Here is a 21,649-nt window from a genome sequence, read left to right on the forward strand (position 1 = left end):
TAGGGATGCCGCCTGGGTGCTCGCCCCCGTCTGCCGCGCAGCCCGCGGCGCAGGCCCGTGCCGCCCGGTTTCCCCCAACGCCGCACCGCCTCCCGGAAGCCCCAAGACCGCTCGGGTAAGCTCAGGCCCGCCGCGTCGGCCACAGCCGGCGGCACTCCGCCGTACAGATTGGGCCTGACCCGTGACCGAATCCACGACGACCGAGGGTGTTCCCGCCGACAGTACGCGCGCGCCCCTGACCATCGTGATGGGCGCCGACACCTTCGCCCCCGACGTCAATGGCGCCGCCCGTTTCGCCGAGCGGCTCTCCGCCGGCCTGGCCGCCCGCGGTCACGACGTGCACGTCGTGACGCCGAGCGTGAAGCACTCGCAGTCGGGCATCTTCACCGAGAACATCGAGGGCGCCGACCTCACCGTCCACCGCCTGCCCGGGTGGCGCTGGTACCCGCACGACTGGCTGCGCTTCGTGCTGCCCTGGCGCTCGAAGCACTACGCGCGGCGCGTGCTCGACTCGGTCAAGCCCGACGTGGTCCACAGCCAGTCGCACATCGTCATCGGGCGCGGACTCACGCGCGAGGCGCGCAAGCGCGGCATCCCCGTCGTCGCGACCAACCACGTCATGGCCGAGAACGTCATCGACTTCACGACGCTCCCGCCGTTCCTCGACAAGATCATCATCAAGCTCTGCTGGGACGACGCCAAGCGCACGTTCCTGATGTCGCGTGCCGTGACCACGCCGACGCGCAAGGCCGCGGAGTTCCTCGAGGACACGATCGACATCTCGGGCGTCATCCCGATCAGCTGCGGCATCGACAAGCGCAACTACACCCCCGACCTCACCCCGCGCGAGCACCGCCGCATCCTGTTCGTCGGGCGCCTCACGACCGAGAAGCACGTCGAGGTCACCCTGAAGGCCGTCGCCAAGCTCGCCCCCGAGCTCGACGTCCACTTCGACATCGTCGGCGGCGGCGACCAGCGCCGGAACCTCGAGCAGACCGCGCAGCAGCTCGGCATCAGCGACCGCGTCACGTTCTATGGGCGTACCGACGAGGCCGACCTGCGGGCGGCATACACGCGGGCCGACGTCTTCGCGATCGCGTCGATCGCCGAGCTGCAGTCGATCGCGACGATGGAGGCCATGGCTTCGGGGCTGCCCGTCGTCGCGGCGGATGCCGTCGCCCTGCCGCACCTCGTCCAGTCCGGTGTGAACGGCTACCTCTTCGAGCCCGGCAACGTCGACGATCTCGCCGACAAGCTGCGCCGGGTGCTCACCGCCTCTCCCGAGGAGTACCTGCGGATGCAGCAGGCCTCGCTCGACGGTGTCGAGATCCACGACATCGAGCGCACCCTCGACACCTTCGAGAAGCTCTACCGCGGCGAGCCGCTCGACGCGTGACGATGCGGCTCTTCTTCGACGCGCGCTACATCCGCACCGACTTCCACGACGGCATCAGCCGCTTCTCGCACGAGCTCGCGCACGCCGTCTTCGCGGCGGCCCCCGCCGAGGACGTCGAGGTCACGTTCATCGTGCACGACCCCGCGCAGGTTCCCTTCCTGCCGGAGGGGGCACCGCACGTCGTGCTGCACGCCCCCACGTCGATGCTCGAGCCGTTCGCGGCCCTGCGGCTGAACCGGCATCGGCCCGACGTGGTCTACTCACCCATGCAGACGATCGGCGCGCTCGGCCGGCGGTTCGCCCTCATCCTGACGCTTCACGACACGATCTACTACCGTCACCGCACGCCGCCCCGCGATCTGCCGTGGTTCGTGCGCCTGGGCTGGCGGCTCTTCCACCTCTCGTACGCGCCCCAGCGCGCCACGCTCAACGCCGCGGACCTCGTCGCGACCGTCAGCGAGACGAGCAAGCGGCAGTTCGCCGACGTGAAGCTGACCAAGCGCGAGGTGGTCGTCCTCCCCAACGCTCCGCAGCGTCTGGCGGATCTCGCGCCGTCGACGGCGATGCCGGGAGCCGCCAAGCCGCGCAACATCGTCTACATGGGCTCGTTCATGCCCTACAAGAACGTCGAGACGCTCGTCCGCGCGATGCAGTGGCTGCCCGGTCGTACGCTGCACCTGCTGAGCCGGATCTCCGACAGCCGGCGCGCCGAACTCGAGAAGCTCGCGCCCGCCGACGCCCGTATCGTCTTCCACGGCGGGGTGACGGATGCCGAGTACGCGGCCCTCCTGGCCGATGCGGGCATGCTCGCGACGCTGAGTCTGGACGAGGGGTACGGGCTGCCGATCGCCGAGGCGCTCGCATTGGGGGTGCCGGCGGTGGTCAGCGACATGGAGATCTTCCACGAGGTCGGTGGTGACGGTGCGCTCTACGTGCCGCCCCGCGACCCGCGCGCGTTCGCGGCGGCCGTCGAGTCGCTCGACGACGATGCCGCTCGTGCGGCGCTGGTCGCGGCGGGTCGTTCCCACATCGCCCGGTTCACCTGGGCGGAATCGGCGTCGCGACTGCTCGCGGCATCGCGTCGCGCCCGTGCGCTCCGCGCCCGCTGACCTCGGCTGATCCCTCGACGCGGCGCCGGCTGGCGGTGGGGCGCGTCGGGGCGGCCTCGTCCCGCGGCGGCACGCGCGTCGCGTCGGTGGGCACTCGGCGGTAGCCGTCGCGCGCGACGACTGCGAGGGTGCCCGTCACCGCGGCGATGACGACGAGGGCGACGGCGAGAAGAAGCATGTCGGAATCCATGGCAGAAACGCTACGATGGGCGTCATCCTGCCGATACTGGCGGAGATGACGGTATTCGGAGGATTCCTGCCATGCACACGGTCGCCTGCGTCGTCCAGCCCGGATTCGCACCGTTCGAGTTCGGCCTCGCCTGCGAGGCGTTCGGTCTCGATCGCAGCGACGAGGGGATTCCGAACTTCGACTTCCGGGTCGTGGCGCCCGACCCCGGCGTGGTTCCGGCCAACCTCGCGTTCTCGCTGAACGTCGCCGCGGGACTCGAGTTCGCCGACGAGGCCGACCTGGTGATCATCACGCCTATTCCGCGCGAGAGCTGGGATGCCGTCGACGAGCGAGTCACGGCGGTGGTTCGCCGCGCGGTCGAACGCGGGGCGTGGGTGCTCACGGTCTGCAGTGGCGCGTTCGTCGTGGCGGCGGCGGGTGTGCTCGACGGCAAGCGCGCCACGACGCACTGGCGCTACGCCGAGACCATGGCGCGCATGTATCCGCTCATCGAGGTCGACCCCGACGTGCTCTACGTGCAGTCCGACCGGATCATCACGTCGGCTGGCACCGCGGCCGGGCTCGACGCCTGCCTGCATCTGCTGCGGATCGAGCTCGGTGCCGAGGCGGCGAACACGATCGCCCGGCGGATGGTCGTCCCGCCTCTCCGCGACGGCGGTCAAGCCCAGTTCATCGCCCGTCCTCTTCCCGAGGCGGCGTCGCTCTCGCTTGCGCCCATCACCGACTGGATGATCGCGAACCTCGACCTCGACCTCTCCGTCGACCTCCTCGCATCGCGCGCTCACATGTCGCCCCGGACCTTCGCGCGGCGGTTCAAGGCCGACTACGGCACGACGCCGGCGGCGTGGCTCGGGCGGCAGCGGATCCTGCGGGCCCAGCGCCTGCTCGAGCGCACCGACCTCGGGCTCGACCAGATCGCGGCCGACAGCGGATTCGGGTCGGCATCCGTCCTGCGCCAGAACTTCGCCCGGGCCCTGGGGCTCAGCCCGAGTGCGTATCGGGCGCGGTTCGCGTGCACACCCGAGGCGGTAGGAGCCGGTGTTCGCTCGACGCGGGAGGGCGTGCCGGATGTCGCTGCGGCGGAGCCGCGCTCCCTCGATGCGGCCGTCGCATGAGTGCAGCGCCGGTAGCTCATCGAGAGCTGCGCTCGGCCCGACGGGCTCTCGCGTGGGTGTGGCTCAGTGGGCCCGCATCGCTCGCGCTGATGACGGTCGGCGTCTTCGGCGCCGCCTATCTGATCGCCACGGTTCCGGGGGCGGGGCCGCTGACAGCGGAATCGTGGCACCATGCGCTCGAAGAGGTCGCCGCCGCGGGGGAGGTGGGGCTGCACGACTTCTTCGGCATCGCCGCCGTGGTGGCGACATTTCTCGTCGCGGCGGCCGCCGCTACGGCGTTTGGAGCCGAAGAGCAGTCGATGGCAGTGGTGACGAGGCAAGCGCTCTTCGGGTGCATCGTGGTGGGCGCCCTCCTTCTGGGCTTCCTTGCCGTGCTCACGGTGCCGGTGGCCGTCGTCACGCCGTCCGAGACGCCCCGGGTCGTGGTGGTGCTGGCGCTGACGTGGATGGCGCTCCTCCTGACGCGGGCGGTGGAACGAGTCGCGGACGGTCGCGAGCGGAAGCGTCGTGCGCAGATCGCCCACGAGCGAGCCCGCGTTTATGGTGTCTCGGCCATTACGAGTGCGCCGCGTTCTCCCTGGGCCGCGACGGTGGCCCAGTTCGTTCTTCCGTTCATGATCTGGATGGGGGTGGCCGCCGCGATCTTCGTCGTCGGCCGGCTGCTCGATCAGCCGTGGTGGCAGAGTCTCGTGGGGATCGCCTGCGCCATCTACTACCCCAATCTGGTGCTCAGCGTCGTCTGGCGGGCGACGGCGGACCTGTCGCAACGCCCGGAGCTTCGGATCGCCGTGCAGGGGCTCGGGATCACGCTCGCCATCGGTTCGGCCCTTGCGCTCGCGCTGTCACTAGCCTCGGTGGAATTCCTGCGCGCGATCGGATGGTCATGCGCGCTCTTCACCGTGCTGCACGCTGTCGCCCTGTTCTTGCGAACCCGGCCTCGTCTTGCCCTGCTCGCGCATATCGAGACCCGTGTTACGCAGCGGTCTCTGGCGGCCTCGGCCGCGGGGGCGGCGGCGGGGGCCGTAGCGCCCTGAGCCTCGCGGTGATAAACTTGAGTCAGACAGGCTCAAGTTTGAGCCGAGAGATTTCAGGAGAGACATGAACGCCACGCAACAGCCCGGACAGGAGGAGGCGCAGAGCGCCCTCGAGCAGTTCGGCATCAACCTCACCGACCGCGCCCGGCAGGGCAAGCTCGACCCGGTCATCGGGCGTGACAGCGAGATCCGCCGCGTCAGCCAGGTGCTCACGCGGCGCACGAAGAACAACCCCGTCCTCATCGGCGAGCCCGGCGTCGGCAAGACGGCCGTCGTCGAGGGCCTCGCGCAGCGCATCGTCGCGGGAGACGTCGCCGAGAGCCTCAAGAACAAGGAGCTCGTCTCGCTCGACATCTCCGCTCTCGTGGCCGGCGCGATGTACCGCGGCCAGTTCGAGGAGCGGCTGAAGAGCGTGCTCAAGGAGATCACCGAGTCGGACGGCCGGATCATCACCTTCATCGACGAGCTTCACGTGCTGATGGGCGCGGGTGGCGGCGAAGGATCGGTCGCGGCATCCAACATGCTCAAGCCCATGCTCGCCCGCGGTGAGCTCCGCCTCATCGGCGCGACCACCCTCGACGAGTACCGCGAGTTCATCGAGAAGGATGCCGCCCTCGAACGCCGCTTCCAGCAGGTCTACGTCGGCGAGCCGAGCGTCGAGGACACCATCGCGATCCTCCGCGGTCTCAAGGAGCGCTACGAAGCCCACCACAAGGTCGCGATCTCCGACGGTGCGCTCGTCGCCGCGGCATCCCTCTCGAACCGCTACATCCCGGCACGTCAGCTGCCCGACAAGGCGATCGACCTGATCGACGAGGCCGCGTCGCGCCTGCGCATGGAGATCGACTCCGCGCCGCTTGAGATCGACGAGCTGCGCCGGCACGTCGACCGGCTGAAGCTTGAAGAGCTCGCGCTCAAGAAGGAGAAGGATGCCGCGTCGCGCGAGCGTCTCGAGGCCCTGCGCGCGACGCTGAAGGACGAGCAGCAGAAGCTCGACGACTTGCAGGCGCGATGGGAGCGCGAGCGTGCCTCGCTGAACCGCGTCGGCGACCTCAAGACGCGACTCGACGCGGCTCGGGTCGAAGCCGAGCGGGCCCAGCGCGAGGGCAACCTCGAGAAGGCGTCGCGCCTGCTGTACGCCGAGATCCCGGCGCTCGAACGCGAGGTCATCGAGGCGGAGCGCGCCGAGACCGCCGTCGACGGTCCTGAGCGGATGGTCAACGAGCAGGTCACCGACGAAGACATCGCCGCCGTGATCGCCGCCTGGACCGGCATCCCCGTCGGGCGCCTGCTGCAGGGAGAGACCGAGAAGCTTGTGCGCCTCGAGTCCGAGCTCGGCAAGCGCCTCATCGGGCAGAAGACCGCCGTCAAGGCCGTCGCCGACGCCGTGCGCCGCTCACGCGCGGGCATCAGCGACCCCAACCGTCCCACCGGCTCGTTCCTGTTCCTGGGGCCGACCGGTGTCGGCAAGACCGAGCTAGCGAAGGCGCTCGCCGAGTTCCTCTTCGACGACGAGCACGCCATGGTGCGCATCGACATGTCGGAGTACGGCGAGAAGCACTCCGTGTCGCGGCTCGTCGGTGCCCCTCCCGGGTACATCGGCTACGAGCAGGGCGGTCAGCTCACCGAGGCCGTTCGGCGCCGTCCTTACTCGGTCGTGCTGCTCGACGAGGTCGAGAAGGCGCACCCCGAGGTCTTCGACGTGCTGCTGCAGGTCATGGACGACGGCCGCCTCACCGACGGTCAGGGCCGCACGGTCGACTTCCGCAACGTCATTCTGATCCTGACGTCGAACCTCGGATCGCCGATCCTCATCGACCCGACGCTCAGCCTCGAGCAGAAGCGCGAGCAGGTGCAGATCCTGCTGCGCCAGGCGTTCCGGCCCGAGTTCCTCAACCGCCTCGACGACACCGTCATGTTTGAGGCTCTCAGCCAGGACGACCTCGCGCAGATCGTCGAGCTCTCCGTCGACGCGCTGCAGCGGCGCCTGAAGGACCGGCGTCTCTCGCTCGCCGTCACGCCCGACGCGCGTGCCTGGCTGGCCGAGCGCGGCTACGACCCCGTGTTCGGCGCGCGCCCGCTGCGACGCCTCATCCAGTCGGAGATCCAGGACCGCCTCGCGATGGCGATCCTGTCGGGCGGGGTGCGCGACGGCGACATCGTGCGGGTCGATGTCGCCGCCGACGGCTCGGCGCTCGTCCTCACGAGTGCCGGTCCCGCGGCCGAGCCCGGCGGTGCCGGTGCCGGAGGGGACGACGACGTGATCGAGGCCGAGCTGCTCGACGACTGACCGGGCGCGCCCGCTGGGGGCGCGTCGTCCCGGCGTCGTCAGCATGTCACGCAGGCACCTAGGGACACCTAGGTGCCTGCGTGCGTTCCACCAGGTTTTCCGTCGGGCCCACCTAGCGTGACCTTTTCTATGGGATGAGCGCGTATTCGGGTGGCGAAGATCATTCCTGTCAGTATCGGACCGCGTGAGCCGCGCTCACCTCGAACGCTTGGATGATCGTGTACCTCCTTCGCCACCCTGTGATCGCTTCGACGCTTGCGCTGATGTTGTCCTCGGGCGTGGACGGGTCGGGGGTATCTGTCGTACCCGCACCCGACGAGAACCGCCCTGTCCAGGAGCACACGAACGAATCCCAGAGAGCGCCCGAGGCAGCACCTTTCGCGAGCATGAACCCGGCCATCGAGACCACCGGATGGGCGGTTCCCCTCGTCCGGACGCCTGAGCCTTCACCATCACCTGGGTCGCACATGAACACCGAATCCCCCTCCCGGGCGGGCGGCACGATATCTGGGGCATGGTGGGGAGCCCAGCCGAGGGACGTTGCCCTCGTGGAACGGGTCAATCAGCCGTTTCGTTCCGATTTCACCGCCACCTTCAATCTGCTCGGTGGTGGCATCACAGCGACTTCCGCGTGGCAGGTCAGTGTCAATGGGGGGAGCACGTGGGCTGACGTTGCGGATACTTCCCGCCCTTTCAGCGTCGGAGGGTCGAATGTGGCGATCTCGCTGGTGCTTCCCGATATCTGGTGGCCGATGAACGGCAACATGTATCGCGCTGTGGTGCGGGTTTCCGAAGGTTCCGTCTTCTACAGTGACGCGGCTACGCTCACCGTTCTCCCGGGGCAGGTTGCGATTAATGCCAACCCTCAGGGACAGACCGTGACTGAGGGAGGCACAGCGGTGTTCTCCGCGCGGCATGGTGGAGCTTCCGCTCCCGCAGAGGTGCGCTGGCAGCGCTCCGACGACCAGTCGGCATGGACCGACATCGAAGGAACCCGCGCGCCCATCGAGTTCAACACGGAGTCGCGATACGAGCTCGAAGCACCGTTCGCCCTGGATGGGACCTTCTACCGCGCGGTGTTCTCCAATGCCCGCACCGAGGCGGCGACGAATCCCGCCCGACTTACTGTGTCTCCTTTGTTGCCGGTCGTTTCGCAGTCGCCGGTCTCCCGTTCCGTCTCGGAGGGCGGCTCGGCGACCTTCACCAGTAGGTACACCGGTACGGCTGCGCCCACGAGCGCCACCTGGGAGCACTCGGTCGACGGGGGCGCGAGCTGGGCAGACGTACCGGACGCGGCCGCTGACCCCACGCTCACCTTCGAGCGGGTGACGCTCGACATGGACGGTCGCCAGTACCGCGTCCGTTACAGCAACGCCTCAGGGTCGGTGTGGTCCGAGGCCGCGACGCTGACGGTGAGGCCCGTGCGTCCGGTGGTGACGGAGCATCCCGTCTCGGTGGGCGTCGCGCCGGGTGACGCGGCGGAGTTCTCGGCGGCGTTCGGTGGGACGGATGCTGAGACGACGGTGCAGTGGCAGTTCTCGACGGATGGTGGGGCGACGTTCAGCTATGTGCCTGCGGGGGTGGGGCCGAACGGGGCTCAGTCGATCCCGCTGATCGTCGACTCGGTGACGCCGGAGATGGACGGCTGGCTGTATCGGGTGCGGTTCACGAACGCTGCGGGGTCGGCGTGGTCGGACGCGGCGCGGTTGACGGTGGCGGCGGTGTGGCCGGATGTGGTCGGTCAGGCGGTTGCCGGCGGTGAGGTCGAGGTACAGCTCTACAGCATCGACGAGCCTCGTGCCGGCGTCATGGAGGTCACTGCTCCGGAAGGCACTCGCATCACGAGTGCCCGGTCCAACGGTGTCAACATCACATTCCTGATCTCCGAGGACGGTCGGACGGCGGTGAGCTCTCGGCTGGTGAACCCGTGGGGTGGCGCCTTCCCGAGCGCGTGGGTGACGCTGCAGGTCGATCCCGATGCGCCCGCCGGGGCGATCCTCGACGGCGGGCAGGCCCGGGCCATGAGCAGTGCCGGCGTGCCCAACATGGTGATGTCGATCGCGGTGGAAGTGATCGCCGCTCCCGAGATCACGCAGCATCCGCAGGCCGTGAGCGTCGTCGAGGGGCAGGGCGCGGTGCTGAGTGCTGCTGCGACGGGGCATCCTGCGCCGGCCGTGCAGTGGCAGGCGTCCACGGATGCCGGGGCGTCGTGGGCCGACATCGACGGCGCGACCGGCGCGGAGTTCACCATCGACGACGCGCGACTGGCAATGGACGGCACGCTCTACCGGGCGGTCTTCACCAACAGCGCGGGCACCGCCGTCACGGAATCCGCGCGCCTGAGCGTGCGGGAGGTGCGCTACCTGAACCTCTCGGTGCGCCCGATCGTCCGGCTCGTCGACACCCTCTGAGCCCGTGGCCTGAGCCCCTGGCCTGTTCGCGGCTCCCACGGGCGTGAGAGTGTGGGGGAATGCGCACGGTCCGGGCCCTGTGGGGCGCCTCACATCCCGGGCCCTCCGTCGTGGTGACGGCCCTCTCCCTCGCCCTCGGCCTCGCGGCAGGGCTGGAGACCTGGCGGCTGGTGGTGCTCGTGGCATCCGTGCTGTTCGGTCAGCTCTCGATCGGCATATCCAACGACGCGATCGACCGCGAGCGCGACCGCGCCGTCGGCCGTACCGACAAGCCGCTCGTCCGCGGCGAGGTCTCGAATCGTGCCGCGTGGATCGCGGCCGGAGCGTCCGTCGTCATCGCGCTCGGCCTCTCGGCGGTGCTCGGATGGGGGATGCTGCTCGCCCACGCCGTGACGATCGCGTCGGCCTGGTCGTACAACCTGGGGCTGAAGTCGACGTCGGTGTCGGTCGTTCCGTTCCTCGTGAGCTTCGGGCTCTTCCCCTCGCTCGCGACGCTCTCGTCGCCCGACCCCGCGCTCACGGCCCCGTTCGCCGCCGTGGCGGGGGCGGCCCTCGGCGCAGCGGTGCACCTGACGAACGTCCTGCCCGATCTCGACGACGACCGCGACACCGGCGTTCGCGGGCTGCCGCATCGTCTCGGAGCGCCCGCCTCGGTGTTCGTCGCGGTGGCCGGAATCGTCGTCGCCGCGATCGCGGTCCTGATCGGAGGAGGCAGTCAGGGCGTGCTCGCCTGGCTGTTCTTCGGCGCGGTGCTCGCTCTCGCGGTCGCCGTCGTCGTGCGGATGCGGCTGCGGGGTCCCGACCGCACCGGGTTCCGCCTCGTCATGGCCGCGGCTCTCGTGCTCGCGGCCCAACTGGTCGTGGCCGCCGGCTCGCTGCGCTGACCCGCGCATCAGCGGGCGGCGGCGTCGAGACCCATCGCGTAGGCGTTCGGCACGAGCGAGCCCGTCGCGGTGAGCGCATGCCCCAGCATGCGGGTGCGCACCGCGTGCGTAGCGGCGCCGACGGGCCGGCCGAGCCGCATGTTCACCGCGGCCAGTCGGCCCGCGGTCCGGGCCGAGCGCAGGCGGTCGCGCTCCCACGCCGCGAGGGCGGCGACAGGCTCGGTTCCAGAGCGGATCCAATCGGCGAGCAGGGGAGCCAGGGTCGCGGCGTCGAGCAGGCCGAGGTTCATGCCCTGTCCGCCGATCGGGCTGATCTCGTGCGCGGTGTCGCCGATGACCGTGACCCGGCCGCGGCGCAGAGCAGACACGAGCACGCGCCGCACGCGGAAGCCGGTGGCGCCGGTGAGCGCATCGGCGGCATCCGATTCGCCGCGATCGCGCATCGCTGCGCGCAGGCGCTGCAGGCGCGCCTCGGGCTCGTCGAACGCGGTGTCATCCCGCCCGGGCGGTGCGTCCCACGCCACGAAGCGACGGCGGTCCTCGGGCAGCGGGAAGGACTCGAGCACGCCGGATGCCGCGAGGTGCACGACGGCGACGTCGGCGTCGGGTCGTCCGGGCACGTGCGCGTCGCTCATGAGGTACCGATCCGGATAGCTGGTGCGTCGCACGGCGCTCGGCCGGAGCACGAGGTCGCGTGCGCCGACGCCACCGGCGACCACCACCAGCGGCGCCGACAGCTCGCCGCCCCCGTGAGCGCCGGACGTCTCGAGCCGCACGTCGGCGGGTCCGGGCGTCACCCGCGTCACGGTGACCCCGCGCACGGCCGACGGTGCGCCGAACGCGAGAGCGCGCTCGGTGAGGGCCTGCGGGAGGGTGGCGACATACGGATGCCGGACCGACAGGCGGTCGAAGCGGACGACGCCGAGCAGCGCGCCGTCACTGCGGGCCTCTCCGCGCGAGACGCGGACCGCATCTGCGAGGATCCGGTCGGTCGCACCGCCCTCCTCGAGCGCGGCGAGGACGGGCGCATGGAGCCCGATCGCGCGTGAGCCGTCGCCGGTGCGGTCGCGTCGTTCGAGCACGGTGACGTCGACGCCCCGCCGCGTGAGCTCGGCGGCGAGCAGCATCCCGACGGGACCGGCGCCGACGACGACGACGTCAGGCACGCCCCGCTCCCACAGCGAGCACGCGGAACGGTGCCGGTCGGACGACGTGCCACTCGCCGCGACCGGCCAGCGTCGTCCGGAGCTCCCGAGCACGGTAGCTGCGCCGGATCGACCGCAGGCCGTCGGTGCGCAGGAACGTCCCGTGCTGGAGCGGCAGGATCCCGGCTGCGTAGAGCGCGTACGCCGCGCGCCCCCGCTCGATGTCGGCGTGCAGGACGACACCCCGCGACAGAGCGAGCGAGTCGGCGATGAACGCCTCGAGCTCGGGTTCGCCGAGGTGGTGCAGCACGTGATTCGAGATGACGGCGTCGAAGCGCTCGCCGTTTGCGCGCAGTGCGGTCGAGTCGGTGCTGCGGAACTCGAGATCGGGCCGGCCGCGCTCACGTGCGACGGCGAGGGCGCGCGGGTCCGGGTCGATGCCGACCCAGCCGACGTCGAGGCCGTCGCGTTGCGCCAGCCGCGCCAGCCGGGCGGTGACGTCGCCACCGCCCGATCCGATGTCGAGGACCCGTGCGGGACGATCCAGGCGAGCGAGGGCGGGGCGCAGATGCCGGCGCCACACGGTTCCCCAGCCGCTCACGGCTCGGTTGACGACGTCGAAACGGCGCAGGGTCTGCGCGAGGGCGACCGGATCGCAGTCCGGGTCGTCCATGAGCTCGCGCAGGTCGACGTCGCGGCGCCTCAGGTCCATGACGCGACGGGTTCCGCCCGCACGGCATCCGTCGGAACGGTCTTAGCGTCCTCGGTGTCGGCTCCGGCGGCGACCCCCGCCGTGAGGAGTGCGGCCTCCATCGTGAGCCCGGGGCCGAAGGCGAGGGTCGCGATCGTCTCGCCTTCGCGCAGACCATCGCCCGCGAGCAGCGCGCGGAGGATGAACAGGATCGTCGCGCTCGACATGTTGCCGTAGTCGCGCAGCACCGCCCGCGACGCGGCGAGGGCCTCGGGCGGCAGCTCCAACCCCGACTCGACGCGGTCGAGGACGGCTCGGCCACCGGGGTGCACGGCCCACGTGTCGACCCGGGCGTCGCCGATGACGTCGGCCACCGCGGCGCGGATCTCGCGACCGATGATGCGCGGCACCTCGGCCGTCAGCACCATGTCGAAGCCGGCGTCGCCGATCGTCCAGGTCATGTCGCGCTCGCCGTCGTCGGTCACCGCGGTCGCGAACCGGTCGAGGTCGAGCCATCGCTCTCCGCGTCGCGCCGGGTCGGCGCTGACGACGGCCGCTGCGGCACCGTCGGCGAACAGCGAGGCCGCGAGGATCTGATCGGGGTCGTCGGCGATGCGGAAGTGCAGCGTGCACAGCTCGGCGCAGACCACGAGCACGACGGCGTCGGGCTGGGCTGCGCACATCCGTGCCGCGGCTCGCAGCGCGGGGACGGCGGCCGCGCAGCCGATGAACCCCAGGTGGTAGCGCTCGACGGTCGTGGGAAGGCCGAGGTCGCGCACCAGCCGGTAGTCGGGACCGGGGGCGTACATGCCGGTGCACGAGACGGTGACCACGTGCGTGATCTCGGACGGCGCGACGGATGCCGCAGACAGGGCCTCTCGCGCCGCGCGCGCCGAGAGCTCGGGGGCGAGGGCGATGTAGGTGTCGTTGCGCGTGCCCGTCGAGGGTGAGAGCAGCGCTCCGTCGCCGGAGATCACGGGAAGGGATGCCGGGTCGCCGGGAGCCGGGGCCAGGGCCGCGGCATCCGATCGCGCGCCTTCGGGCTCGAGCGCGTCGGCGAGATCGGTCAGCACGGTGTGCCGGGTCTCGATGGCCGAGGCGTCGAACGCCGCACGGACCAGACGCTGCGACAGTCGGCCGATGCCGGGCTGCGCGGCGAAGAGGTCGCGCACGGCGTTCTGGTGGAGCACGGCCGGCGGCACGGCGGTGCCGATCGACAGGATGCGGGCGGTCATGCTTGACGATAACCGGCCGACGGCCCCGGGGGCGCGGGGGTGTCGCACCTCTCAGCCCTCGTCTATGGTGCGAGCGCCCCCCCGCGCGATGCCTGCGGGCAGCTCAGTCGTCGATGACGACCGATTCGGCCACGGGCCGGCGGGTGCGGGGCGAGAGCTCGCGCTCGCGGACGGCGGCGGGGGCGGCGTCGACGTCGCCGAGCTCACCGACGGCCATGACGGTGACGGGGATGAACGGGGCCTCGATGCCGAGCTCCACCGCGAGTGCGTCGGCGTCGAAACCGGTCATCTGGTGGGTGTAGAGGCCGTCGGCGTGGGCCTGCACGGTGAAGTGCGCGGCGGCCTGGCCGAGGTCGTAGAGCGCGGTGGGCACGGGCTTGCCGTTGTTCTCGGTCTGCGCGATGAAGACGATGAGCGCGCCCGCGGGGCCGGCCCAGGCCTGGTTGAACTCGACGAGCGTCGAGACGACCTTCTCGTGGGTCTGGGTGCCGCGTCGTGCGACGACGAAGCGCCAGGGCTGCGCGTTGAAGGCCGACGGGGCCCAGCGTGCCGCCTCCAGGGCGCTCGCGAGGGCGTCCTCGTCGACGGGGGAGACCTCGTCGTACAGGCGCGTGCTCCAGCGGGCGGCGAGGATGTCGAGGACGGGGGCGTCGGTCTCGGCGACGCGCTCTTCGATGAGGGACATGGGATTCTCCCGGGTTCGTGCGGACAGCGTCGGACTCCATCGTCCCGTCACGTGCGAACCACGGCGCGTCCCTCGACATTCCCCGTCACGAGAAACCTCTTGCGCCGGCATCCGGTCGGGGCGAATCTGTCGGCATGAGCGCATTCACCCCCGACGGGGCCTTCAGCGGGTTCAGCGTCGACGACATCGACGCGGCCCGATCGTTCTACACCGACACCCTCGGTCTCGATGTCGAGACCAACGCCATGGGCTTCCTCGAGATCCGGCTGGCGTCGGGCGGCAGCATCCTCGTCTACGCCAAACCCGACCACACGCCCGCGAGCTTCACGATCCTGAACTTCCCGGTCTACGACATCGACGCCGCCGTCGACGAGCTCCGCGAACGCGGCGTCGACACGAAGATCTACCCCGACGAGGTGTTCCCCTCCGATGAGCGGGGCATCGTGCGCGGCGGTGGCGGCGGGCCCGACATCGCCTGGTTCCGCGACCCCGCCGGAAACGTCATCGCCGTCCTCCAGGCGTGAACCGGGAGGACGGCGATGAGGGGGGAGGGTGGGTGGCCCGCCGGTGTGCGGCTCAGCGGCGCAGGGCCTCGCTGAGCTTGACGCGGGCGCCCATGCGCAGGAGCGAGTTCTCGTAGATCTTCGCTCCCACGAGGATCGCGCCGACGCAGGTCAGGAGCAGGATCGCGAGCGAGAGCAGCGGCTCCCACCACAACGCGTCGCCGAGGAACAGGCGCATCGGCATGCCGACCGGTGCCGAGAAGGGCACGTACGACATGATCCCGAGGATCAGGGGGTTGTTCCAGGCGAAGATGACGAGGAAGTACGGCGCCATGACGAGCAGGATGAGCGGTGTCGTGGTCGCCCCGATGTCCTCCTGGCGGGAGACCATCGCGGCGGCCGCGGCGAACAGGGCGGCCAGCAGCACGAAGCCGAACAGGAAGAACACCGCGAACCAGGCGATGGGCGCGCCGATGCCCGTGAGCAGCGCCGTCTGATCCGTGACCGTCAGCCCGATCACCGCCACGGCGGCGAGGATGAGGATCTGCCCCATCGCCAGCACCGTGTTGCCGATCACCTTGCCCGCCAGCAGTGCCCGGACGGGCACGGCCGAGATCAGCAGCTCGACGACGCGGGTCTGCTTCTCCTCGACGACCGACTGCGCGATCGTCGCACCGAAGGTCTGCGCCGAGATGAAGAAGATCGCGCCGAACCCGATCGCCACGATGTAGCCGAGGAATCCGGCGTCGCCGGAGGGGTCGAGCAGCTCGACCTTCGGCAGCTGCGCGAGCGACATGAGGATGGTGTTCGACACCGACGTGTCGCCGATGACGACGTATCCGCTGGGTGCGGACGCGTCGGCGACGACCGCGGCGTCGACGTCGCCGTCGCGCACGGCGCTCTCGGCGGCCGCCCGGTCGGCGACGTCCTTCACGTCGAGGCCGGGGGCGTTCTGGACGTACGAGGCGGCGTCCGGGGTCACCGCGACGGGTGAGCCGCTGTCGTCCCCCGCCGAGAAACCGCCCCAGATCACGAGCGCGAGCGCGCCGAGGAAGAGGATGGCGAACGAGATGACGAAAGACTTGCTGCGCAGCTTCGAGCCGATCTCGCGCTCGGCGACGAGCCAGGTGCTCTGGGCGAATGAGGGGGATGCGGCGCTCACGGGGCGACCTCCTGGATGACTTCGGTGAAGATCTGGGCGAGGGAGGGATGCCGCGGCGTGAAGCTCGCGACGTCTCCGTGCTCGACGGCGCGGCGCAGCACGCGCTGAGCCGTCTCGTCGGCATCGACGTCGAACAGGGCGTAGCCGCCGTCGAACTCGACGACCTCGACGCCCGGCTCGGTGCGGATCCAGCCGGCGTCCCCCGTCGAGACGAGCTCGTAGCGGTGCCCCTGGTGCTCGCGGCGGAGCCCCTCACGGGTGCCGGCGGCGCGGATGGTGCCGCCGGCGATGATGACGAGGTCGTCGCAGAGACGCTCGACGACGTCGAGCTGGTGCGACGAGAACAGCACGCCGACGCCCTGGGCGGCCCGGGTCTGCAGGACACCGGCCACGACATCGACGGCGAGGGGGTCGAGACCCGAGAACGGCTCGTCGAGGATCAGGACCTCGGGGTCGTGCACGAGAGCGGCGGCGATCTGCGCGCGCTGCTGGTTGCCGAGCGACAGCGTCTCGATGTTGTCGTTCAGGCGCTCGCCGAGGCCGAGCTCCTCGAGCAGGGCCCGGGCACGCGACGTGGACTCCGGCTTGGAGAAGCCGTGCAGCCGGGCCAGGTACACGATCTGCTCGAGAACCTTCATCTTGGGGTACAGGCCCCGCTCTTCGGGCATGTACCCGAAGCGGCGGCGGTCGGCAGCGGTCACCGGCGACCCGTCGAGGGTGACCTCGCCCCGGTCGCGGGAGAGCACGCCGAGCATGATGCGCATCGTCGTGGTCTTGCCCGCTCCGTTGCCGCCGACGAAACCGGTCAGCCGTCCGTCGGGCACTCGGAACCCCACGTCGTCGAGCACACGGTGCGTGCCGTAGTTCTTGGTGATGCCGCTCAGTTCGAGCATTCCGCCTCCTTAGCCGATGACTCCACGCTAGGGAGCGAGCGGGGGCGGGCGGATCCCCCGTACGGCGGATCGTGGCGGAGAACGCCCCGCCCGGCGGGGGAGCCGTGCGGGGGAGTGGGGCAGGCGACGACCGGGTCAGCGGCGCAGGAAGGTGATGACGGGATGCCCGTCCCGTGGGTCAGCGGTGACCTCGGCGGCCACCCCGTAGACGTCGGCGATGAGCTCGGCGGTCAGCACATCGGCGGGGGCTCCGGCGGCGACCACCCGGCCCGACCGCAGCACCATCACGGCATCGCAGTACATCGCGGCGAGGTTCAGGTCGTGGATCGCGACGATGCACGTCACGGGCAGGTCGCAGACGAGCTCGAGCAGGTCGAGCTGATGCCGGATGTCGAGGTGGTTCGTGGGCTCGTCGAGCAGCAGCTCGCGCGGCTCCTGAGCGAGAGCGCGGGCGATCTGCGCGCGCTGACGCTCGCCGCCCGAGAGGGTGTGCCAGAGCCGATCGGCTCGATCGGTGAGGGCGACGTGCTCCAGAGCACGGTCGATCGCGGCCTCGTCCGCCGCGGGGTCGCCGCCGAACGCGGTGCGGTGCGGGATGCGGCCGAGGCGCACGACCTCACGCACGGTGATGTCGACCTCGGTGTCGGCGTGCTGCGTCACCGCGGCGACGGCACGCGCGACGCGCCGCCGGCCGAGGGAGGCGAGGTCCTCGTCGTCGAGGGTCACGAGACCGGCATCCGGCCGGACGAGCCCGTGCAGCAGGCGCAGCAGCGACGACTTGCCCGATCCGTTGGGGCCGAGCAGGCCGAGCGTCCGCCCCGGCTCAGGGTGCACGCTCACGCCGTCGACGACGAGCGTTCCCGAGCGCGTCCACGACAGGTCGCGTGCGGCGAGGGTCATGCGCGGTTCCTCCGGCGGGCGAGCAGGGCGATGAAGACGGGCACGCCGACCAGCGCGGTGCCGACGCCGACGGGAAGGGGGGTCGGTGAGAACGCGACGCGCGAGCCGGCATCCACCCACACCATGAAGACCGCTCCGGCGACGACCGTGGTGGGGATGAGTCGGCCGTGGCGCGACCCGACGAGCAGGCGCGCCATGTGCGGCAGGACGAGGCCGACGAACCCGATCGCGCCGGCGACGCTGACGAGGGTGGCGGTGATCAGCGCCGTCGTCACCAGCAGGATGCCGCGCGTGCGTGCGATGTGGATGCCGAGGGAAGCCGCGACCTCGTCACCGAAGACGAAGGCGTCGAGGGCCGAGGCGTAGCGCAGGCACAGCAGGGAGCCCAGCCCGACGACGACGGCGCACAGCACCACGTCGTCCCAGCGGATGCCCTCGAGCGAGCCGAGAAGCCAGAACATCACGCCGCGGGTCTCGTCGGCGTCGGCGAACGCGAAGATCACGAGCGAGGTGAGCGCCGAGAACAGCTGCGTGCTCGCGACACCGGCCAGGACGACGCGGTCGTTGCCGCCGCCGGCGAGGCGTGAGAGCAGCAGCACCACCGCGAAGGCGACGAGCGCGCCGATGAACGCGCCCCCGGACAGGCCGAGTGCGGCGCCGCCGAGGCCGAGCACGCCGATCGCGACGGCGCCGGTCGAGGCGCCGGACGAGATGCCGAGGATGAAGGGTTCCGCCAGGGGGTTTCGCAGGAGCGACTGCATGATGACGCCGCAGAGCCCGAGCCCGGCGCCGCACGTCGCGGCGACGAGGGCGCGCGGCAGCCGCTCCTCCCAGACGATCGCGTCCTTCGCGGCCCGGACGGGGATGTCGGTCAGACCGAGGTGGTTGGTGATGATGTCGCGCACGTTGACGAGCAGGATGTCCGCCGGGCCGAGGGTGATCGCGACGCCGACCGAGACGACGAGCAGCAGGATGCCGCCGCCGAGCAGCGCGGCCGTGGCGAGGGGGCCGCGGGTGCGGGCGCTCAGAGCTCGTCCCGGTGCTCGGCCATCCAGCTCTCGATCTTCTCGAGCCCGTCGACGAAGCGGATCGAGGGGTTCAGCTCGGCACCGTGCAGCGCGATGTACCGCTGATTGCGCACCGCATCGATCGTGCGTGTGAGCGGATCCGACTCGAGGAAGGCGACCTTGTCGTCGAGCCGGTCGCCGGGGAACCGGTCGCGCTGCAGGTCTCCGAGGACGAGCACCTGCGGGTCGCGGTCGACGAGGTCCTCCCAGGTCGTGGCTGGCCAGTCGTCGTCGAGGTCGGCGTAGACGTTGGTGAACCCGGTCGTCGAAGCGAGCAGCGCCGCCGATCCGAGACCGCCGGCGACGTACGGCGTCTTGGTGTCGGCGAACCAGAAGGCGACGGTGGCGCCGGAGGCGTCGATGCCCGCCGTCGCCGCCGCAGCGCGCGAGCGCAGGTCGTCGACGAGCTTGTCAGCGCGGTCGGACACGTCGAAGATCCGACCCATCTCGGTGATCTCCTGGTAGAGCGCGTCGACGGTGAGGGCTGTGGTGCGGGTGCCGCCGCCGTTGATGCTGACGCCGTTGTCGCAGTCGGTCGGCGAGAGGTAGCTGCCGATCCCGGTCTCGTCGAACCGGTCGCGCGTCGCGACGCCGCCCTGCGTGAAGTGCCGTCCGAACGAGGCGGTGACGAAGTCCGGGTCGGCACCGAGCACGACCTCGTAGGTGGGCGCGTTGTCGGCCAGGCGGGGCACCTTCTCGTTCGCCTCGGCGAGGGCGGGCAGGATCGGGTCGGTCCACGAAGCCGTGCCCACGATCCGGTCCTCGAGCCCGAGCGAGAGCAGGATCTCGGTCGAGTTCTGATCGAGCGAGACGATGCGCTGGGGTGCGGCATCCACCGTGACGGTGCGGCCGCAGTTCTCGATCGTCAGGGGGTAGGACGTCTCGCCGTTGCCGGCCGGGGTGGCCGCGCCGGCCGGGACGACCTCCGATGCGCCGCACCCCGTGAGAGCGAGAGCGACGAGCGGAACGATGGTGAGGCTGACCAGGTGACGAAGACGCACCGGAGAAGGATAGCCTCGCCTAATAAGCGTCCGCGAATCGTGGTGTTGGCGGATCCGGCCCGCGGGCGCGATGATGCGAGGATGCCCGCACCGATCGAGCGCTACGCCCTCCTCAGCAACTGCCGCAGCGCGGCGCTCGTGTCCGACCGGGGCGACCTCGACTGGCTGTGCCTTCCCCGCTACGACTCGGGATCGATCTTCGGGGCGCTGCTCGGCGACCACTCGCACGGATGCTGGAGCGTGCGGCCCCGCGACCCGGACGCGACAGCGACGCGGCGCTACGACGGCGACACGTTCGTGCTCGTGACCCGGTGGGAGTGCGCCGGCGGCGTCGCCGAGGTGCACGAGTTCATGCCGGTCCTCGACGGGGTCGATGCGGTCGTCCGGCGCGTCGTCGGCGTCGCGGGCGAGGTCGACTTCGTGAGCGAGGTGCGGTTGCGGTTCGATTACGCGCGGGCCGTTCCCTGGGTGCGGCAGATCGGCGCGGGGGACACCTCCGATGCGCTGCCGATGGGCGTCCTGCTCGCGGTGGCGGGGCCCGATGCCGTCACGCTGCGCGGCCCGCGGCTCGTCGCCCAGGACACGATGCACCGGGGCGAGTTCCGTGTCGAGGCGGGCCGCACCGTCGACTCGGTGCTGCGCTGGGAGGCCTCGTACCGCGACGTTCCGCAGCCGTTCGACGTCGACGACGCCCTCGACCGCACGCGCGGGTGGTGGACGACCTGGGCGCGGCGCATCCGCGACGGCGGGCGGTGGGGCGACCGGGTGCTGCGCTCCATGCTCGTGCTGCGGGCGCTCACCCACGCCGAGACGGGCGGCATCGTCGCCGCCGCGACGACCTCGCTGCCGGAGGACTTCGGTGGTTCGCGCAACTGGGACTACCGGTACGTGTGGCTGCGTGACGCCGCTCTCACCCTCGAGGCCTACATCTCGCACGGCTATCTCGAGGCCGCGGCGCGCTGGCGCGACTGGCTGCTGCGGGCGGTGGCCGGCGACCCGGCCGACGTGCAGATCATGTACGGCATCGCGGGGGAGCGCGACCTGCCCGAGCGCGAGCTGGAGAGCCTTCCCGGCTATGCAGGGTCGTCGCCGGTGCGCGTCGGCAACGGCGCGGTCGACCAGTACCAGGCCGACGTCATCGGCGAGGTGATGGTCGCTCTCGAAGCCGCCCGGATCGCCGGCGTCACCGAGACGTCGTTCTCGTGGGCGCTGCAGCGCGCGCTGCTCGATCAGGCCGTCGCCTGGCTCGACCGACCCGATCACGGCATCTGGGAGATCCGCGGCGAACCGCAGATGTTCACCCATTCGCGCGCGATGATCTGGGCCGCGCTCGATCGGGGCGTCCGGGCCGTGGAGGAGCACGGGCTCGACGGCGATCCCGCCAGGTGGCGGGGTCTGCGCGACCGCGTGCGCGCCGAGATCGACGCGCACGGTGTGGATGCCGCCGGCGGCCACTTCACGCAGCACTTCCGCACCGACGAGGTCGACGCATCGCTGCTGCTGCTCCCGGCCGTCGGGTTCTGCGCCCCCGACGATCCGCGCATGCTCGCGACCGTCGCCCGCATCGAGAGCACGCTGCTGCGCGAGGGTCTCGTGATGCGCTACCGCACCGAGGCCGGCGTCGACGGGCTGGCCGGCACGGAGCATCCCTTCCTCGCCTGCTCGTTCTGGCTCGTCGAGCAGTACGCGGCGACCGGACGCATCGACGACGCCACCGCGCTCATGGACCGCTTGTGCGGGCTCGCGAACGACGTCGGACTGCTGTCGGAGGAGTACGACGTCACTGGAGGAAGACAGGCGGGCAACACCCCTCAGGCGCTGTCTCATCTCGCGCTCGTGGGCGCGGCCGATGCGCTGGCGGGCCACGGCGGACGCGCGGCGCACCGCCGATGAGCCGATCCGGGCCGCCGGCCGGCGCCGCCCGGGCGTTCATCGTGC

Annotated in this window: 19 protein-coding genes; 9 read left to right on the forward strand and 10 right to left on the reverse strand. The window is 70.9% G+C overall.

Translation table 11 applies throughout. The features are described from left to right. Positions 1-247: 247 nt before the first annotated feature. Entirely contained in the window at positions 248-1,396 is a 1,149-nt protein-coding gene (locus C1N74_RS01865; protein WP_370576219.1) for a glycosyltransferase, read from the forward strand. Between the two features lie 2 nt (positions 1,397-1,398). Next, entirely contained in the window at positions 1,399-2,505 is a 1,107-nt protein-coding gene (locus tag C1N74_RS01870) for a glycosyltransferase (RefSeq protein ID WP_137750939.1), read from the forward strand. On the opposite strand, the gene C1N74_RS01875 is transcribed toward C1N74_RS01870, so the two are convergent. Further along, positions 2,435-2,695 carry a hypothetical protein gene (locus tag C1N74_RS01875; protein ID WP_064956373.1) on the reverse strand — a complete coding sequence of 87 codons (261 nt, stop codon included), beginning with the start codon at positions 2,693-2,695 and terminating at the stop codon, positions 2,435-2,437. The genes C1N74_RS01870 and C1N74_RS01875 overlap by 71 nt on opposite strands. 71 nt (positions 2,696-2,766) lie before the next feature. Here C1N74_RS01875 and C1N74_RS01880 point away from each other — a divergent pair, with 71 nt between their 5' ends. From C1N74_RS01880 to C1N74_RS01900, 5 genes are all read left to right on the forward strand, one after another. Further along, complete coding sequence (locus tag C1N74_RS01880; RefSeq protein WP_137749846.1) at positions 2,767-3,810, forward strand: helix-turn-helix domain-containing protein; 1,044 nt, start codon at positions 2,767-2,769, stop codon at positions 3,808-3,810. Between the two features lie 89 nt (positions 3,811-3,899). Continuing rightward, positions 3,900-4,844, forward strand: coding sequence for a hypothetical protein (locus tag C1N74_RS01885; protein WP_137749847.1), 945 nt, complete (start codon positions 3,900-3,902; stop codon positions 4,842-4,844). A 64-nt stretch (positions 4,845-4,908) separates the two neighbouring features. Then, positions 4,909-7,134 carry an ATP-dependent Clp protease ATP-binding subunit gene (locus C1N74_RS01890; protein WP_137749848.1) on the forward strand — a complete coding sequence of 742 codons (2,226 nt, stop codon included), beginning with the start codon at positions 4,909-4,911 and terminating at the stop codon, positions 7,132-7,134. Between the two features lie 713 nt (positions 7,135-7,847). After that, the gene (locus tag C1N74_RS01895; protein WP_181405570.1) at positions 7,848-9,545 is read left to right on the forward strand and encodes an immunoglobulin domain-containing protein; all 1,698 of its coding nucleotides are present in this window, start codon (positions 7,848-7,850) and stop codon (positions 9,543-9,545) included. Between the two features lie 59 nt (positions 9,546-9,604). Next, entirely contained in the window at positions 9,605-10,429 is an 825-nt protein-coding gene (locus tag C1N74_RS01900) for a UbiA family prenyltransferase (RefSeq protein WP_064956370.1), read from the forward strand. Positions 10,430-10,437: 8 nt separating this feature from the next. On the opposite strand, the gene C1N74_RS01905 is transcribed toward C1N74_RS01900, so the two are convergent. The 4 genes from C1N74_RS01905 to C1N74_RS01920 all read right to left on the reverse strand — a co-directional run bounded on the left by C1N74_RS01905 (position 10,438) and on the right by C1N74_RS01920 (position 14,185). Then, positions 10,438-11,595, reverse strand: a complete 1,158-nt coding sequence (locus C1N74_RS01905; RefSeq protein WP_137749850.1) for an NAD(P)/FAD-dependent oxidoreductase — start codon at positions 11,593-11,595, stop codon at positions 10,438-10,440. After that, the gene (locus tag C1N74_RS01910) at positions 11,588-12,286 is read right to left on the reverse strand and encodes a methyltransferase domain-containing protein (protein ID WP_064956368.1); all 699 of its coding nucleotides are present in this window, start codon (positions 12,284-12,286) and stop codon (positions 11,588-11,590) included. The genes C1N74_RS01905 and C1N74_RS01910 overlap by 8 nt, the downstream gene beginning before the upstream one ends. Next, on the reverse strand, positions 12,277-13,500 hold the full coding sequence (locus C1N74_RS01915) for a type III polyketide synthase (protein ID WP_137749851.1): 1,224 nt from the start codon (positions 13,498-13,500) through the stop codon (positions 12,277-12,279). Before C1N74_RS01915 ends, C1N74_RS01910 begins: the two co-directional genes overlap by 10 nt. Positions 13,501-13,603: 103 nt before the next feature. Next, the gene (locus C1N74_RS01920; RefSeq protein WP_023952802.1) at positions 13,604-14,185 is read right to left on the reverse strand and encodes a nitroreductase family protein; all 582 of its coding nucleotides are present in this window, start codon (positions 14,183-14,185) and stop codon (positions 13,604-13,606) included. 134 nt (positions 14,186-14,319) lie between these two features. Between C1N74_RS01920 and C1N74_RS01925 the strand changes: the two genes are divergently transcribed. Then, complete coding sequence (locus tag C1N74_RS01925) at positions 14,320-14,709, forward strand: VOC family protein (protein ID WP_064956366.1); 390 nt, start codon at positions 14,320-14,322, stop codon at positions 14,707-14,709. Between the two features lie 52 nt (positions 14,710-14,761). Here the strand turns inward: C1N74_RS01925 and C1N74_RS01930 are convergent, their stop codons facing one another. The 5 genes from C1N74_RS01930 to C1N74_RS01950 form a co-directional block, all read right to left on the reverse strand. Next, positions 14,762-15,850 (reverse strand): ABC transporter permease, encoded by a 1,089-nt coding sequence (locus C1N74_RS01930; protein ID WP_064956365.1) that lies wholly within the window; start codon positions 15,848-15,850, stop codon positions 14,762-14,764. Continuing rightward, entirely contained in the window at positions 15,847-16,743 is an 897-nt protein-coding gene (locus C1N74_RS01935; RefSeq protein WP_064956364.1) for an ABC transporter ATP-binding protein, read from the reverse strand. The genes C1N74_RS01930 and C1N74_RS01935 overlap by 4 nt, the downstream gene beginning before the upstream one ends. Positions 16,744-16,878: 135 nt before the next feature. Beyond that, positions 16,879-17,643 (reverse strand): ABC transporter ATP-binding protein, encoded by a 765-nt coding sequence (locus C1N74_RS01940; RefSeq protein ID WP_023952794.1) that lies wholly within the window; start codon positions 17,641-17,643, stop codon positions 16,879-16,881. Beyond that, positions 17,640-18,671 (reverse strand): iron ABC transporter permease, encoded by a 1,032-nt coding sequence (locus C1N74_RS01945; protein WP_052007626.1) that lies wholly within the window; start codon positions 18,669-18,671, stop codon positions 17,640-17,642. Before C1N74_RS01945 ends, C1N74_RS01940 begins: the two co-directional genes overlap by 4 nt. Then, positions 18,668-19,711, reverse strand: a complete 1,044-nt coding sequence (locus C1N74_RS01950; protein ID WP_258039051.1) for an ABC transporter substrate-binding protein — start codon at positions 19,709-19,711, stop codon at positions 18,668-18,670. The genes C1N74_RS01945 and C1N74_RS01950 overlap by 4 nt, the downstream gene beginning before the upstream one ends. Positions 19,712-19,792: 81 nt before the next feature. On the opposite strand from C1N74_RS01950, the gene C1N74_RS01955 reads away from it, so the two are divergent. After that, positions 19,793-21,604, forward strand: coding sequence for a glycoside hydrolase family 15 protein (locus tag C1N74_RS01955; protein ID WP_137749852.1), 1,812 nt, complete (start codon positions 19,793-19,795; stop codon positions 21,602-21,604). The last annotated feature ends 45 nt before the right edge of the window (positions 21,605-21,649 follow it).

This window comes from Microbacterium sp. SGAir0570, assembly GCF_005491085.2.
Taxonomy (GTDB): domain Bacteria; phylum Actinomycetota; class Actinomycetes; order Actinomycetales; family Microbacteriaceae; genus Microbacterium; species Microbacterium arborescens.

Excerpts from the sequence above, each read along its gene's own strand:
- C1N74_RS01865 (WP_370576219.1), top strand. The coding sequence starts at position 248 with ATGGGCGCCGACACCTTCGCCCCCGACGTCAATGGCGCCGCCCGTTTC.
- C1N74_RS01870 (WP_137750939.1), top strand. The coding sequence starts at position 1,399 with ATGCGGCTCTTCTTCGACGCGCGCTACATCCGCACCGACTTCCACGAC.
- C1N74_RS01875 (WP_064956373.1), bottom strand. The coding sequence starts at position 2,695 with ATGGATTCCGACATGCTTCTTCTCGCCGTCGCCCTCGTCGTCATCGCC.
- C1N74_RS01880 (WP_137749846.1), top strand. The coding sequence starts at position 2,767 with ATGCACACGGTCGCCTGCGTCGTCCAGCCCGGATTCGCACCGTTCGAG.
- C1N74_RS01885 (WP_137749847.1), top strand. The coding sequence starts at position 3,900 with ATGACGGTCGGCGTCTTCGGCGCCGCCTATCTGATCGCCACGGTTCCG.
- C1N74_RS01890 (WP_137749848.1), top strand. The coding sequence starts at position 4,909 with ATGAACGCCACGCAACAGCCCGGACAGGAGGAGGCGCAGAGCGCCCTC.
- C1N74_RS01900 (WP_064956370.1), top strand. The coding sequence starts at position 9,605 with ATGCGCACGGTCCGGGCCCTGTGGGGCGCCTCACATCCCGGGCCCTCC.
- C1N74_RS01910 (WP_064956368.1), bottom strand. The coding sequence starts at position 12,286 with ATGGACCTGAGGCGCCGCGACGTCGACCTGCGCGAGCTCATGGACGAC.
- C1N74_RS01915 (WP_137749851.1), bottom strand. The coding sequence starts at position 13,500 with ATGACCGCCCGCATCCTGTCGATCGGCACCGCCGTGCCGCCGGCCGTG.
- C1N74_RS01920 (WP_023952802.1), bottom strand. The coding sequence starts at position 14,185 with ATGTCCCTCATCGAAGAGCGCGTCGCCGAGACCGACGCCCCCGTCCTC.
- C1N74_RS01925 (WP_064956366.1), top strand. The coding sequence starts at position 14,320 with ATGAGCGCATTCACCCCCGACGGGGCCTTCAGCGGGTTCAGCGTCGAC.
- C1N74_RS01935 (WP_064956364.1), bottom strand. The coding sequence starts at position 16,743 with ATGCTCGAACTGAGCGGCATCACCAAGAACTACGGCACGCACCGTGTG.
- C1N74_RS01940 (WP_023952794.1), bottom strand. The coding sequence starts at position 17,643 with ATGACCCTCGCCGCACGCGACCTGTCGTGGACGCGCTCGGGAACGCTC.
- C1N74_RS01955 (WP_137749852.1), top strand. The coding sequence starts at position 19,793 with ATGCCCGCACCGATCGAGCGCTACGCCCTCCTCAGCAACTGCCGCAGC.